Annotated in this window: 13 protein-coding genes, 1 tRNA gene and 1 riboswitch; of the genes, 11 read left to right on the forward strand and 3 right to left on the reverse strand. The window is 61.6% G+C overall.

Features of this window, described 5'->3' with window-relative positions:
* Window positions 1-5: 5 nt before the first annotated feature.
* Window positions 6-362: a hypothetical protein gene (locus ACZRN6_RS02845; protein ID WP_322143723.1), complete on the reverse strand. Its 357-nt coding sequence runs from the start codon at window positions 360-362 to the stop codon at window positions 6-8.
* A 302-nt stretch (window positions 363-664) separates the two neighbouring features.
* A riboswitch (guanidine-I (ykkC/yxkD leader) is annotated at window positions 665-765 on the forward strand.
* Window positions 766-827: 62 nt separating this feature from the next.
* Between ACZRN6_RS02845 and ACZRN6_RS02850 the strand changes: the two genes are divergently transcribed.
* The 10 genes from ACZRN6_RS02850 (at window position 828) to ACZRN6_RS02895 (ending at window position 11153) form a co-directional block, all read left to right on the forward strand.
* Window positions 828-1895, forward strand: a complete 1068-nt coding sequence (locus ACZRN6_RS02850) for a putative urea ABC transporter substrate-binding protein (protein ID WP_464007150.1) — start codon at window positions 828-830, stop codon at window positions 1893-1895.
* A 12-nt stretch (window positions 1896-1907) separates the two neighbouring features.
* Window positions 1908-2723, forward strand: a complete 816-nt coding sequence (locus ACZRN6_RS02855) for an ABC transporter permease (protein ID WP_464007151.1) — start codon at window positions 1908-1910, stop codon at window positions 2721-2723.
* Window positions 2720-3484 (forward strand): ABC transporter ATP-binding protein, encoded by a 765-nt coding sequence (locus tag ACZRN6_RS02860; protein WP_322143720.1) that lies wholly within the window; start codon window positions 2720-2722, stop codon window positions 3482-3484. The genes ACZRN6_RS02855 and ACZRN6_RS02860 overlap by 4 nt, the downstream gene beginning before the upstream one ends.
* Complete coding sequence (locus ACZRN6_RS02865; RefSeq protein WP_322143719.1) at window positions 3481-4206, forward strand: urea amidolyase associated protein UAAP1; 726 nt, start codon at window positions 3481-3483, stop codon at window positions 4204-4206. The genes ACZRN6_RS02860 and ACZRN6_RS02865 overlap by 4 nt, the downstream gene beginning before the upstream one ends.
* 9 nt (window positions 4207-4215) lie before the next feature.
* Window positions 4216-4848 (forward strand): urea amidolyase associated protein UAAP2, encoded by a 633-nt coding sequence (locus ACZRN6_RS02870; RefSeq protein ID WP_464007152.1) that lies wholly within the window; start codon window positions 4216-4218, stop codon window positions 4846-4848.
* Between the two features lie 305 nt (window positions 4849-5153).
* Window positions 5154-8774 (forward strand): urea carboxylase, encoded by a 3621-nt coding sequence (uca, locus tag ACZRN6_RS02875; protein WP_464007153.1) that lies wholly within the window; start codon window positions 5154-5156, stop codon window positions 8772-8774.
* A gap of 73 nt (window positions 8775-8847) precedes the next feature.
* A complete protein-coding gene (locus ACZRN6_RS02880; RefSeq protein ID WP_464007154.1) occupies window positions 8848-9060 on the forward strand; it encodes a cysteine-rich CWC family protein in 213 nt (70 codons plus the stop codon).
* On the forward strand, window positions 9060-9752 hold the full coding sequence (locus ACZRN6_RS02885) for a 16S rRNA pseudouridine(516) synthase (RefSeq protein ID WP_464007155.1): 693 nt from the start codon (window positions 9060-9062) through the stop codon (window positions 9750-9752). The genes ACZRN6_RS02880 and ACZRN6_RS02885 overlap by 1 nt, the downstream gene beginning before the upstream one ends.
* 305 nt (window positions 9753-10057) lie before the next feature.
* A complete protein-coding gene (locus ACZRN6_RS02890; protein WP_322143714.1) occupies window positions 10058-10942 on the forward strand; it encodes an alpha/beta fold hydrolase in 885 nt (294 codons plus the stop codon).
* A 137-nt stretch (window positions 10943-11079) separates the two neighbouring features.
* Window positions 11080-11153: transfer RNA gene (locus tag ACZRN6_RS02895), tRNA-Gly, on the forward strand.
* A gap of 87 nt (window positions 11154-11240) precedes the next feature.
* Here the strand turns inward: ACZRN6_RS02895 and lysA are convergent.
* The gene (gene lysA, locus ACZRN6_RS02900) at window positions 11241-12479 is read right to left on the reverse strand and encodes a diaminopimelate decarboxylase (RefSeq protein WP_464007156.1); all 1239 of its coding nucleotides are present in this window, start codon (window positions 12477-12479) and stop codon (window positions 11241-11243) included.
* Between the two features lie 127 nt (window positions 12480-12606).
* Here lysA and ACZRN6_RS02905 point away from each other — a divergent pair, with 127 nt between their 5' ends.
* Window positions 12607-13512 carry a LysR family transcriptional regulator gene (locus ACZRN6_RS02905; protein ID WP_464007169.1) on the forward strand — a complete coding sequence of 302 codons (906 nt, stop codon included), beginning with the start codon at window positions 12607-12609 and terminating at the stop codon, window positions 13510-13512.
* Here the strand turns inward: ACZRN6_RS02905 and ACZRN6_RS02910 are convergent.
* The gene (locus tag ACZRN6_RS02910; protein WP_464007157.1) at window positions 13509-13637 is read right to left on the reverse strand and encodes a DUF6124 family protein; all 129 of its coding nucleotides are present in this window, start codon (window positions 13635-13637) and stop codon (window positions 13509-13511) included. The two genes, ACZRN6_RS02905 and ACZRN6_RS02910, sit on opposite strands and share 4 nt — an antisense overlap.
* Window positions 13638-13943 lie beyond the last annotated feature (306 nt).

The raw sequence follows: 13943 nt of genomic DNA on the forward strand, positions 1-13943 counted from the left end.
AGCCCTCAGCGGTGCCCGCCGCCATGGCCTCCACCCTGATTGCCGCCCCCCTGGCCACGGCCACCGCCATTACCCCAGTGGCTGCCCCAACCCTGGTTGGAGTAAGGCCGGTAACCGGCTCGCGGTCCCGCAGGATAATACCGCGGCGCCGGCTGGTAATACCGCGGCGACGGGTAATAGCGTTGCGGCGGCGGGTAGTATCCCTGACGGTAGTGATAGTACGGGCCACCGCCGTAGTAATACGCCGGCGCAGGCGCCGTGTAGACCTCGGAACCGTAGTAGGCCTGGCCGCCACCGTAATAAGGCGCGCACGCAGAAAGGGTCAAGCCGAGCAAAGCGATGAGAAGCAGTCGACGATACATGGCGGCCTCCTGGACCGCGGAAGAGCACACCCAGCGACGCTGGGGGGCGGCAAACAGCTTTCACTGCCTGACGAAATATCTGACATCAAAATCGGAATCTGGTGCGATTCGGACATATATTGATACATCTACCGGTCGCCTCATTGCAGTGCAACCTCGCACCAGCACAACGCACGTTCTGCGCGCGCTGCGCTGTTCCTATCTCGCCAACCCGCGCCGTTACTGCGCCCATGCCACTTGGCACGACTCTCGCTTTACCTCCTCCGTGCAGGAGTCATCACAGGTTCGCGGCACCACAATTTGCAATGGCTGACTAGGGTTCCGGCTCGCTAAGGCGAGTGGCTGGTCCGAGAGTTGGCGACCTCCAGTTGAGGTTACACGGCGGGATAAAAGCCCGGGAGACAAGCCACCGTTTACGGTGCCGCGTTGCTCCTGCTCGCCCTATGATCAACTGGAGAAGCACCCATGCCCTCGATACGTTTACCCGCCCTGCTCGCCGCCGCCTTCGCCGCCGTGGTGAGCTTTTCCGCCCAAGCCGCCCCCAAAGACCATTTCAGCGTGTGCTGGACGATTTATGCCGGCTGGATGCCCTGGGAGTACGCCGGCAGCCAAGGCATCCTCGACAAGTGGGCCAAGAAGTACGGCATCAAGATCGACATGGTGCAGCTCAACGACTACGTCGAATCCATCAACCAGTACACCGCCGGCCAGTTCGACGGCTGCACCATGACCAACATGGACGCCCTGACCATCCCCGCCGCCGGTGGCGTGGACAGCACCGCACTGGTGGTCAGCGACTTCTCCAACGGCAACGATGGCGTGGTCATCAAGGGCGAAGGCAAGACCGTCGCCGACCTCAAGGGCATGAACGTCAACCTGGTGGAACTCTCCGTGTCCCACTACCTGCTGGCCCGCGCCCTGGAGTCGGCCGGCCTCACCGAAAAAGACCTGAAAGTGGTCAACACCTCCGACGCCGACATCGCCGCCGCCTTCAACACCGACCAGGTCAAGGCCGTCACCACCTGGAACCCGATGCTCTCGCAGGTCTTGGCCAAGCCCGGCGTCACCGAAGTGTTCGACTCCAGCAAAGTGCCCGGCGAAATCATGGACATGATGGTGGTCAACACCCAGACCCTCAAGGACAACCCCAAGCTGGGCAAAGCGTTGACCGGTGCCTGGTTTGAAGTGGTCGCGCTGATGAACGCAAAAACCGCCGCCAGCACCGAAGCGCTGGAACACATGGCCAAGGCCTCCGGCACCGACCTCAAGGGCTTCCAGTCGCAACTGGACACCACCAAGCTGTTCGCCACGCCCAAGGAGGCCCTGGCCTTCGCCACCAGCGCACAGTTGCCGGCCACCATGGGCAAGGTCGCCGAGTTCTCCTTCCAGCACGGCCTGCTGGGTGAGGGTGCAAAAGACACCAACGCCGTGGGCATGAGCTTCGCCAACGGCGTGACCCACGGCGACACCGCCAACCTCAAGCTGCATTTCGACCCCAGCTACGTACAGATGGCCGCCGACGGCACGTTGTAAGAGGACCCGGCCATGCGCCTGATCAACCGTCACCCGGAACGCTCCAGCCGCTTGCTGTTGGTGCTGCTGCCTTTCGCGCTGCTGCTGTTCGCCTACTTTGTGGGCTCGGCCGAGCGCCTGGCAGACAACCCCAACGACAAGCTGCTGCCCAGCGCCGCACAAATGGGCGACGCGGTGAAGCGCCTGGCCTTCAGCGCCGACAGCCGCACCGGTGAATATGTACTGTGGCAAGACAGCGCGTCGAGCCTGCGTCGCCTGGCGATTGGCTTGGGCATCAGCGCCCTCGCCGGCCTGTGCCTGGGCATCGCGGCGGGCACCTTGCCGCTGTTCGGCGCGCCGCTGTCACCGTTGCTGACGGTGCTGTCGATGGTGCCACCGCTGGCTATCCTGCCGATCCTGTTCATCGTGTTCGGGCTGGGGGAGTTGTCGAAAGTGATGTTGATCGTGATCGGCATCACCCCGTGCCTGGCCCGCGACCTGGAACAGCGCGCACGGGAAATTCCCGTCGAGCTGCTGGTGAAAGCGCAGACCCTTGGCGCCTCCACCTGGCCCCTGATGCTGCGGGTGGTGTTGCCGCAATTGCTGCCGCGCTTGCTGATCTCCCTGCGCCTGATGCTGGGCTCGGCGTGGCTGTTCCTGATTGCCGCCGAGGCCATCGCCTCCACCGACGGTTTGGGTTACCGGATTTTCCTGGTGCGCCGCTACCTCGCGATGGACGTGATCCTGCCCTACGTGGTGTGGATCACCCTGCTGGCCTGGCTGATGGACTGGGGCCTCAAGGCCCTGACCCGGCGTGCGTTCCCCTGGTATGAAGGAGCGCGGGCATGAGCTTTATCAGCGTCAACAATGTGTGGCAGCGCTATGGCGACCAGGTGGTGTTGGAGCGCCTTAACCTGCAGGTGGCCGAAGGCGAGTTCTGTACCTTGGTCGGCACTTCCGGTTGCGGCAAATCGACCTTCCTGCGCCTGCTGCTGGGCCAGGAAACCGCCAGCCAGGGCCAGATCCTGCTGGACGGTAAACCGCTGGCCGCCGAACCCGACGCCAGCCGTGGCGTGGTGTTCCAGCGCTACTCGGTGTTCCCGCACCTGACGGTGCTGAACAACGTTGCGCTGGGCCTTGAACTGCCGCGCTCACCGCTGCTCGGCCGGCTGTTTGGCAGCGCGAAAAAACAGGCGCGGGAACAGGCCGCAGCCCTGCTGCATAAAGTCGGTTTGGGGCACGCCCTGGACAAGTACCCGGCACAGCTCTCGGGCGGCATGCAGCAGCGGCTGGCGATCGCCCAGGCGCTGATCATGAAGCCGCGCGTGTTGCTGCTGGACGAACCCTTCGGCGCCCTCGACCCGGGCATTCGCAAAGACATGCACCTGCTGTTGCTGGAGCTGTGGCGCGAAACAAAACTGACGGTGTTCATGGTCACCCACGACCTGAGCGAAGGCTTCAGCCTCGGCACCCGCCTGCTGGTGTTCGACAAGGTGCGCCTCGACCCGCACGCCCCCGGCGCGTATGGCGCCCGCATCACCTACGACATCCCTTTGAACAGCGAGCGCCGCAAGGCGCTCGCCGCCGAACTTGGAGCCACTTCCAAATGACCGACTCAACCCAATTGTTCCCACCCTTCGCCGAAGAAATGCTCCCCGGCGGCGGCCACCGCTCCTTCGTGCTCAAGCGCGGCCAACTGCTGCGCCTGACCGACATTCGCGGCGGCGCCAACGTCAGCCTGACCCTGCTCAACGCCAATGAAAAAACCGAGCGCCTGAACCTGCCCGACAGCCTCAAATGCCAACACACCGCCAAGCTCACCACGGGCCATTGCCTGTACTCGGACATGGGGCGTGTGCTGGCCGCAATCACCGCTGATACCTGCGGCTGGAGCGACAGCATCGGCGGCGTGTTATGTGCCTCCGAGGTCGCCGAAAAATACGGCAAGGGCCGCTATCAAGAACTGCGCAACGGCTTCTATCGCAACGGCACCGACAACCTGCTGGTGGAATTGGGCAAGTGGGGCCTGGGGCTTTGCGACCTGCTGATGACCCTCAACCTGTTCAGCAAAATTACCGTGGATGACGCGGGCACGCTGCACTTCGCCAAGGGCAATTCGAAGGCCGGCGACTACATCGAACTCTACGCACCGATGGACACATTGGTGGTGCTCACCGCACTGCAACACCCCATGGACCCGAACCCCGAATACGCGCCGCAGCCGCTGAAACTCAGTTGGATGAACGCCGACAAAAGCGTCGCCGAACACTGCCGCACCTCGCGCCCGGAGAACGAGCGCGGCTTTATCAACACCGACCGTCTGTTCGCCTGAGGACCTGCCATGTCTATCGCACTCGCCAAACAACCCGACGCGGCCGTGTACCGCGCGACCATCCCCGCCGGCGAACCCTGGCTGATGGAAGTCAAGGCCGGCCAGACCCTGCGCATCCTCGACCTTGAGGGCAACCAGGCGGTCGACACGCTGTTCTACAGCCTGAAAAACCCCAAGGAACGCTATGACGTACAGCGCACCTTGCGCCGGCAAAACAGCGTGTACCTGAGCACCGGCAGCGTGCTGTATTCCAACCTCGGCCAGCCGATGCTGACCATCGTCGACGACACCTGCGGGCGTCACGACACCCTCGGCGGCGCCTGCGCCCAAGAGAGCAACACCGTGCGCTATGCCCTGGAAAAACGCTACATGCACAGCTGCCGAGACAACTACCTGCGGGCCTGTGCCCACGATGGCCGGCTGGGCAAAAGCGACATCGGGCCGAACATCAATTTTTTCATGAATGTGCCGGTGACGGCCGAGGGCGGGCTGACGTTTGAAGACGGTATTTCCGCCCCCGGCAAATACGTCGACCTGCGGGCCGAGATGGACGTGATCGTGCTGATCTCCAACTGCCCGCAGTTGAACAACCCGTGCAACGGCTACAACCCCACCCCTGCGGAGTTACTGGTATGGAACTGAAAATCAAGCGGTTGCGTCAGTGGTTGTTCACCCTGTGCCAGGCCCGGGCGGGGCAGTGCCTCCAAAAACGCTGAAGATCAACTGTGGAAGATGACCTGTGGGAGCTGGCTTGCCTGCGATAGCGGTGGGTCAGCCAACATATGGGGGGACTGACCCACCGCCATCGCGGGCAAGCCCGGCTCCCACAGTTGATCTCCATTGGTGTTGACATTTGCGCTCCGGACGACCGCAGCGCCACCCACATTTGCGGGACGGCCCGCATCCCAGGACAAGGCCGAGCAATCATCGGCCTGCGGGGTTTTGTCATGTTCGAAAAACTGTTGATCGCCAACCGTGGCGCCATCGCCTGCCGCATCCTGCGCACCTTGCGTGAGCTTTCGGTCAAGGGCGTGGCGGTGTATTCCGAAGCCGATGCCGCCAGCCTGCATATCCAGCAAGCCGACGAGGCTTATACCCTGGGCGAAGGTGCGGCGGCCGGTACCTATTTGTCGGTAGAGAAAATCCTCGCCGCCGCCAAGGCCAGTGGCGCCACGGCGATTCACCCCGGCTACGGTTTCCTTTCGGAAAACGCCGCCTTCGCCGAAGCCTGCGAAACCGCCGGCATCGCCTTCGTCGGCCCAACGCCGGAACAGCTGCGCGTGTTCGGCCTCAAGCACACCGCCCGAGCGTTGGCCAAGCAGCACAACATCCCGTTGCTGGAAGGCACCGAACTGCTCGACAGCCTCGACGCCGCACTGCTGGCCGGCAAAAGCGTGGGCTATCCGATCATGCTCAAAAGCACCGCCGGCGGTGGCGGCATCGGCATGCGCGTGTGCAACAGTGCCGATGAGTTGCGCGACTGTTTCGAGACAGTCAAACGCCTGGGTCAGAACAATTTCAGCGATGCCGGTGTGTTTATCGAGAAGTACATCCAGCACGCCCGGCATCTGGAAGTGCAGGTGTTTGGTGATGGGCATGGTGAAGTGATCGCCCTCGGTGTGCGCGACTGTTCGGTGCAGCGTCGCAACCAGAAAGTGCTTGAGGAAACCCCGGCACCGAACCTGCCCGACGGCATGGCTGATGAGCTTTGCAGCGCGGCAATCACCCTGGCCAAGGCGGTGAATTACCGCAGTGCCGGCACTGTGGAATTTATCTTTGATAGCGCCGATGGCCGCTTCTATTTTCTGGAAGTGAACACCCGGTTGCAGGTGGAGCACGGTGTCACTGAGCAAGTGTGGGGCGTGGACCTGGTGCGCTGGATGGTGCAACTGGCCGCCGGGGAGCTGCCGCCATTGAGCGCGCTGCAACTGAAGCCTCGCGGCCACGCGATTCAGGCGCGCTTGTATGCCGAAGATCCGGGCCGGGATTTCCAGCCGAGCCCGGGGCTTTTGACCTGTGTGGATTTCCCGGCCGCCGAAGGCCTGCGCGTCGACACCTGGGTGGAGGCCGGTTGCGAGATTGCGCCCTACTTCGACCCGATGATCGCCAAGCTCATCACCTGGGCGCCGACCCGCGAACAGGCGCGGCTGGATCTGCATCAGGCGTTGACCGACAGCCAGCTGTATGGCGTCGAAACCAATCGCGATTACCTGCGGCAGATTCTGCTCGCCGCACCGTTCGCCAGTGGCAGGCCGTGGACGCGCTGCCTTGAAGATCTGGTGTATCGCGCAGATACATTTGAAGTACTGAGCGCCGGCACGCAAACCAGTGTTCAGGATTATCCCGGGCGCCTGGGTTACTGGGCCGTGGGCGTGCCGCCGTCGGGGCCGATGGACAGCCGCGCGTTGCGCCTGGGCAATCGCCTGCTGGGGAATGCCGAAGGCACTGCCGGGCTGGAAATCACCATGAGCGGGCCGCTGTTGCGCTTCAACTGTGCGGCGGTAGTGGCGGTGACCGGCGCAGACATTGCGCTGCGGTTGAATGATGAAGCGGTGCCGATGAACACCGCGCTGCTGGTTCCGGCGGGGGCTACCTTGAACCTTGGCACCATCGCCGGGGCCGGTGCCCGCAGCTACCTTTGCCTGCGTGGCGGGCTGCAGGTTCCGGATTATCTGGGCAGCAAAAGTACCTTCACCCTGGGACAGTTTGGTGGGCATGGCGGGCGGGCTTTGCGGGCCGGGGATGTGTTGCATTTACTGCCGCTTTCGGACGTTAGCGCGGGCCAACAACGGGTACCCGAGCCCCTTGCCGAGGTGCGAACACTGCGGGTGATCTATGGCCCCCACGGTGCGCCGCAATACTTCAAGCCTGAGTACATCGAGACGTTCTTTGCCACTCAGTGGGAAGTGCATTTCAATTCCAGCCGCACCGGTGTGAGGCTGATCGGGCCGAAGCCATTGTGGGCGCGTACGGACGGTGGTGAGGCAGGGTTGCATCCGTCCAACATCCACGACAATCCGTATGCGATTGGTGCGGTGGATTTTACCGGGGACATGCCGGTGATCCTCGGCCCCGACGGCCCGAGCCTGGGTGGGTTTGTGTGCCCGGTGACGGTGATCGAGGCGGACTTGTGGCAGTTGGGCCAGCTCAAGGCGGGCGACAAAATCCAGTTCACTCCCGTCGATCTACCCACCGCCCGTGACCTCGCCCTGAAATGGGATCACTGTAGGAGCAAGCTTGCTCGCGATGCTGGCACCTCGGTACATCCGGAACACCGCATTGATACCATCGCCGGCAAGCCGGGCTCCTACAGTTCACCTGTGGTCCTGGATATCGGCACACAGGACACCCGCCTCATCGCCCGCCTGGCCGGCGACACCCACCTGCTCCTGGAAATCGGCGCCCCGCAACTCGACCTGGTGCTGCGTTTTCGCGCCCATGCCCTGATGCAAGCCTTCGACGCCCGAGCCCTGCACGGCGTCATCGACCTGACACCCGGCATCCGCTCCCTGCAAATCCACTACCAACCCGAACAACTGCCCCTCGCCGACCTCCTGGCGTTGATCACCACCGAATGGCACGCCGTCTGCGCCAGCCAAAACCTGCAAGTGCCTTCGCGCATCGTCCACCTGCCACTGTCCTGGGACGACCCGGCCTGCCAACTGGCCATCGAAAAATACATGACCACCGTGCGCAAGGACGCACCCTGGTGCCCGAGCAACCTGGAGTTCATCCGCCGCATCAACGACCTGGCCAACCTCGACGAAGTGCGCCACACCGTGTTCGATGCCGGCTACCTGGTGATGGGCCTGGGCGACGTCTACCTCGGCGCGCCTGTAGCCACGCCACTCGACCCGCGCCACCGCCTGGTCACCACCAAGTACAACCCGGCACGCACCTGGACCGCGGAAAACTCCGTGGGCATCGGCGGCGCCTACCTGTGCGTCTACGGCATGGAAGGCCCCGGTGGTTATCAGTTTGTCGGGCGCACCTTGCAGATGTGGAACCGCTACCGAGAGGTGGCGGCATTCGACGGCAAACCGTGGTTGCTGCGCTTCTTCGACCAGATCCGCTTTTACCCGGTGAGCGCCGATGAGCTGGTGCAGATTCGCCGGGACTTCCCCCTTGGGCGGTTTGAACTGAACATTGAACACAGCCAGTTGAACCTGACGGATTACCAGGCCTTTCTCACCCGCGAAGCCGAGAGCATTGGCGCGTTTCGCGGGCAACAGCAACGCGCATTCAACGCCGAACGCGAACGCTGGATCGCCAGCGGCCAGGCGCATTTCGACAGCGAGGAACTTGCGGCGCCCTTGGGCGAAGACACGCCTTTGCAAGCCAATGAATACAGCATCGACAGCCACATCGCCGGCAATCTCTGGCAAGTGCAGGTGCGCGCTGGCGAACGCGTTGCTGCGGGTGATGTGCTGGTGATCCTGGAGTCGATGAAGATGGAAATCCCGGTACTCGCACCGTTCGCCGGCACCGTAAGGGAAATCCCGGTGCAGCCGGGCAGCGGCATTGGCGCAGGCCAACGGGTGGTCGTGCTGGAGCGTGATTTGCAATAACGCGGCGGGGCTGTATCGTGCAAGGCACACCGGGTTTCACCGGGACTTTGTCCGATACAGCCTGAACCGACCGATGACCACGCCAACTTTCTGCCCCGCCTGCGGCGCCCGCAACGACTGCGCCCTGGCCGACCCGCGTACTGCCGACCAGGCGTGCTGGTGCTACAGCGTCAGCATCGACCCTGCGGTGCTCGAAGCCTTGCCGCCGCAACTGCGCAACAAAGCCTGCCTGTGCCCGCGCTGTGCCCAGGTGGACGAGCAACTGCGCGGCGCCGAGCCCGAGTAATGCGCGTAGACCGCTTCCTCAGCAACCTGCCCCGATTCAACCGCCAGCAAGTGCGCCTGTTGCTGGTGGAACGGCGGATTACCGTCGATGGCCAATTTGTGAGCGACCCGCATCACCCGGTGAGCGAGTTCAGCCGTGTGTTGCTGGATGACGAAGTGCTGCAAACCGGCAAACCCGCGCGTTACTTCATGCTGCACAAACCCCAGGGCTGCGTGAGCGCCACCTCCGACCCGCAACACCCCACCGTGCTCGATCTGCTGGGTGAGCCGGACAAGCACGAGCTGCACATCGCCGGCCGCCTGGATTTCAACACCACCGGCCTGCTGCTGATCACCAACGACGGCCAATGGTCGCGCCGCCTGACCCAGCCACAAACCAAATTACCCAAGGTCTACTACGTCGAGACCGAGCAGGAAATCGGCCCGCAATACGCGGCCACTTTCGCCGCCGGCCTGTACTTCGCGTTTGAAGACCTCACCACTCAGCCGGCCGAATTGGAACTATTGGGCCCCAGAACGGCGCGCCTGAGCATCATTGAAGGGCGTTATCACCAGGTGAAGCGCATGTTCGGGCACTTCGACAACAAAGTGATGCGCCTGCACCGCGAGCGCATGGGGCCGCTGGAATTGGACCCATCCCTTGCCCCAGGCCAATACCGGGCGCTGACGGACGCTGAAATCCGGCAGGTCTGATGACCGTTCAGCCGATGATGGCAAAAACCCACGCCCTCGACTGGCGAACTGGCCCCCATCCTGCTTGAATCAAACGAGCCAGCCGCATTCTGACTGGCGAGTCACCCCTACCTACAAGAAACACTTTGCCCGTCCGCATGCTTGACCTGCGGGCATCTCACGGCAAATTGCCCGCCATAACAACACCCGTCGGCCAGCCAGTATCGGATCGACATGGGCCCTCACTTCCAGGCGTATGCCTACCTGTCACAAAGCTCGTGCAGAGTGATCTGCGCGCATTACCCGCTTGCCAGGAGTCTTACGACATGAGGCCAGAAATCGCTGTGCTGGATATACAGGGTCAGTATCGGGTTTACACGGAGTTCTATCGCGCGGACGCAGCGGCCAAGACCATCATCCTGGTCAACGGCTCAATGGCCACCACCGCGTCTTTCGCACAGACCGTGAAAAGCCTGCACCCGCAATTCAACGTGGTGTTGTACGACCAGCCCTACGCCGGTCGCTCCAAAGCCCACAACCGCCACGAGCAGATGCTGACGAAAGAAGTCGAAGGCCAGATCCTCCTGGAACTCATCGACCACTTCGCCGCCGAACACGTACTGTCCTTCTCGTGGGGCGGCGCCGCGACCCTCGTCGCCCTCGCGCACCGCCCGCGCCGGGTGGAAAAGGCCGTGATCAGCTCGTTCTCCCCGGTGATCAACGCCCCCATGCGTGACTACCTGGAGCGCGGCGTCGACTACCTCGGCAGCCTCGACCGCGACCGCGTGGGCCACCTGGTCAACAGCACCATCGGCAAACACTTGCCGTCACTGTTCAAGCGCTTCAACCACAAGCACGTGAGCAGCCTGGCCGAGCATGAATACGGGCAGATGCACTTTCACATCAGCCACGTGCTGAACAGCGACCGGCTGTGCTACCTCAAGTCGGCGAAGCAGATTGATATACCGGTGCTGTTTTTGAACGGCGAATGGGACGAGTACACCAGCGCCCAGGATGCGAAGCTGTTTGGGCAGCATATTGCGAAAAGCAGCTTCGGGACGATCCAGGCGACCGGGCACTTTCTGGACATGGAGCACAAGGCCGCGTGCCGGGATAGCCGGGAAGCGTTAATGGGGTTTTTGCGGCCGGAGCAGCAGCCAAGTCGGTTGCGGTACCACGCGGCGCAGCCACAGCATGCGTTTGCCGTATGAGCGACGGGGTTGTGGGTGGGCTGGATTTCCCAGGGGATCCGCCTGCCCACGATCGACCGTTGGCACGTAAAACACAGAATTTTCGAAGAAAAACTTCAAATCCGCGAGCACATCTGGTACAAAGTCAGCCGCTCTGAGCGGGTATAGTTTAGTGGTAGAACGAAAGCTTCCCAAGCTTTAGATGAGGGTTCGATTCCCTCTACCCGCTCCACTCAGATATTGGTCTCACGTCAGGATGGTTATGACGGGGGATGTTAAAAAAACCGGTCCTTGGTGGCCGGTTTTTTTATGGGTAGCGTTAAAGCTCCAACTCCAGGGCCAGCAAGTCCGAGAGCGGTTGCCGGCGTCGAATCAATTTGGCGCGCCCCTGTTCGATCAGTACCTCCGGCAACAGCGGGCGGCTGTTGTAGTTGGATGACATGGCGGCGCCATACGCGCCGGTATCGTGTATCACCAACAAATCACCCACTTGCGCTTCCGGCAACATACGGGGTGTGACGCCCTGTTCGTCCTGCGTGAAAATATCGCCGGCCTCGCACAACGGGCCGCCCACTACGCACAGGTGCCCGGGGCGGCTGACCGGCATACCTTGGGCATCCAGCAATGTCATGTGGTGATAGGCGCCATAGAGGACAGGCCGCATCAGGTCATTGAAGCCGGCGTCCACCAGAATGAAATTCCTCCTGCCGACTTTTTTAACCGCGCGAACTTCGGTGACCAGATACCCAGACTCCGCGACCAGGAAGCGGCCCGGCTCGATTTCCATGCGTACCGGATGACCGAGCCAGGCCTCAATCGCCTGTTTGGCCTGGCGCCAGGTGCTCGCATAACTCTGGATATCCACCGGTTCATCTTCCCCACGATAAGGCGTGGCAAGCCCTCCGCCAATGGAAAACGCTTCGATATCGTGGTCAAGCGCCTTCACCACCGAGACCATCGCACTGCCCACTTGCTCAAGGTGCGCGTAATCCACACCGGAGCCGATATGCATATGCACGCCCACCAGCTTCAGCCCGAATTGATGAATCACTTTGAGCGCTTCTTGCACTTGCTCATGCCAAATTCCGTGCTTGCTGTTTTCGCCACCGGTATTGGTCTTGCGGCTATGGCCATGACCAAACCCCGGATTGATCCGCAGCCACACGCGATGGCCGGGCGACAACTGGCCCAGTTGGCGCAACATATCAATTGAGCCGGTGTTCACTTCCAACTGCAGTTCCACGACACGGCGCAATGTCGCCTCATCGAATAAGTCACAGGTAAAAACAATGCCGGCCGGGTCACCGGCAGGGCTAAAGCCAGCCAGCAGAGCCCGCTCGATTTCACCCAGCGATACCGCATCGATCCGCACGCCTTGCTCGCGCATCAACCGAAGAATATGCAGGTTGGAGCACGCCTTCTGCGCATACCGAATAACGTCGAAACCCTGCAGTTGATTGATGCGGGCCCGGATGGTCTCGGCCTCATAACACCAGAGCGGCGTGCCGTGCTGTTTTGCAGACTCGGTCAACGGCTGAAACACGGAATGGTTGGGCATGACGGTATTTCTTCTGAAATTGGGAGAGCAACCATCATGACCAGCGTTATTCATTCAATAAAATACCTATTCTTTGCCGCTCGATTCAGTTTTGATATGGGCTTCGTTAAACGAGCGGGGATCAAGGATGGAGATATCCATACGGCATATCGAGGTGTTCCGGGCCATCATGCAGGCCGGCAGCGTCACGGGAGCGGCGCAGCTGCTTTTTACCTCGCAACCGACGGTCAGCCGGGAGCTGGCGCGACTGGAAACGCTTTCTGGCCTGCGACTCTTTGATCGCGCGGGAGGAAGGCTGGTGCCGACAGCCCAGGCGATCATGCTGTTCGAAGAGGTTGAACGCTCCTACATCGGCCTGGAACGAATCAACAGCGTTGCGCAGTCAATTCGTCGCTTTGAACATGGCCAGTTAAGCGTTACGTGCCTCCCACTGTTTTCCCAGACGCTTTTGCCCAAGGTCTACAAGCGCTTTCAGCAGCAGCATGTCGGCATAGCCTTGAGCATTGCGGCGCAGGAAACGCCCTTGCTGGAAGAGTCACTCAGCGCCCAGCGTTACGACCTCGGGTTAACCGAAGGCGAACATGCACCTCAAGGTACCCAAGGGGAGCTGCTCTTTTGTTCCGACATGGTTTGCGTACTACCAGAGGGTGATCCTTTGCTGGCTAAACCGATGCTGACACTGGAAGACTTTCAGGGTGTGAATTTCATCAACCTGTCGGGCATGGACATCTATCGCCAAACCCTTGATGAGCACTTCCGCCGGGCCGGCGTCGATAGGCACATTGTGGTCGAAACAACCAACGCTGCGTCGGTGTGTGCCATGGTCAGGCAGCAACTGGGTGTGGCGATTATCAACCCGCTGACTGCAGTGGCGGAGGCCGGTAACGGGCTGGCCATTCGGCCGATCAACGTATCGATTCCCTATCGGGTCATGTTGATCAGGCCGGACTATCGACCGTCCTCAATCTTCGTCGATGCCTTCTGCAACGCGCTGATGGATGAGGCGGCGAGTCTGGCGAACAGTTTGAATTAAGAAATGCGATCCACTCGGTCCTGCACGGCTTCTACCAGAAAAAGCCCCAACTCAATCATTTGCTGAATCGCCAAGGCCAGACAGCGATGCTCGTCTGGCAGATTATCGGCAAATTCATTGGTCATTGCCCCCGCTCCCACATTAGAGCCGCGGCGCCCCCAAATCGGGATGCAATCCCTGTGGGAGCCGGGCTTGCCCGCGATGCAGGCGACGCGGTCTGCCAAGTACACCGCAGCGATCCCATCGCAGCCTCGCTAATGCTCGACAGCTCCCACAAGGAACTGAATTCACCATCCGAAAAGACGGCTATCTCTCGAGCACCACTCCCCGCTTCCACATTAGAGCCGCGGCGCTCCCAAATCGGGATGCATTCCCTGTGGGAGCCGGGCTTGCCCGCGATGCAGGCGACGCGGTCTGCCAGGTACACCGCA

The organism is Pseudomonas sp. A125, from assembly GCF_055409485.1.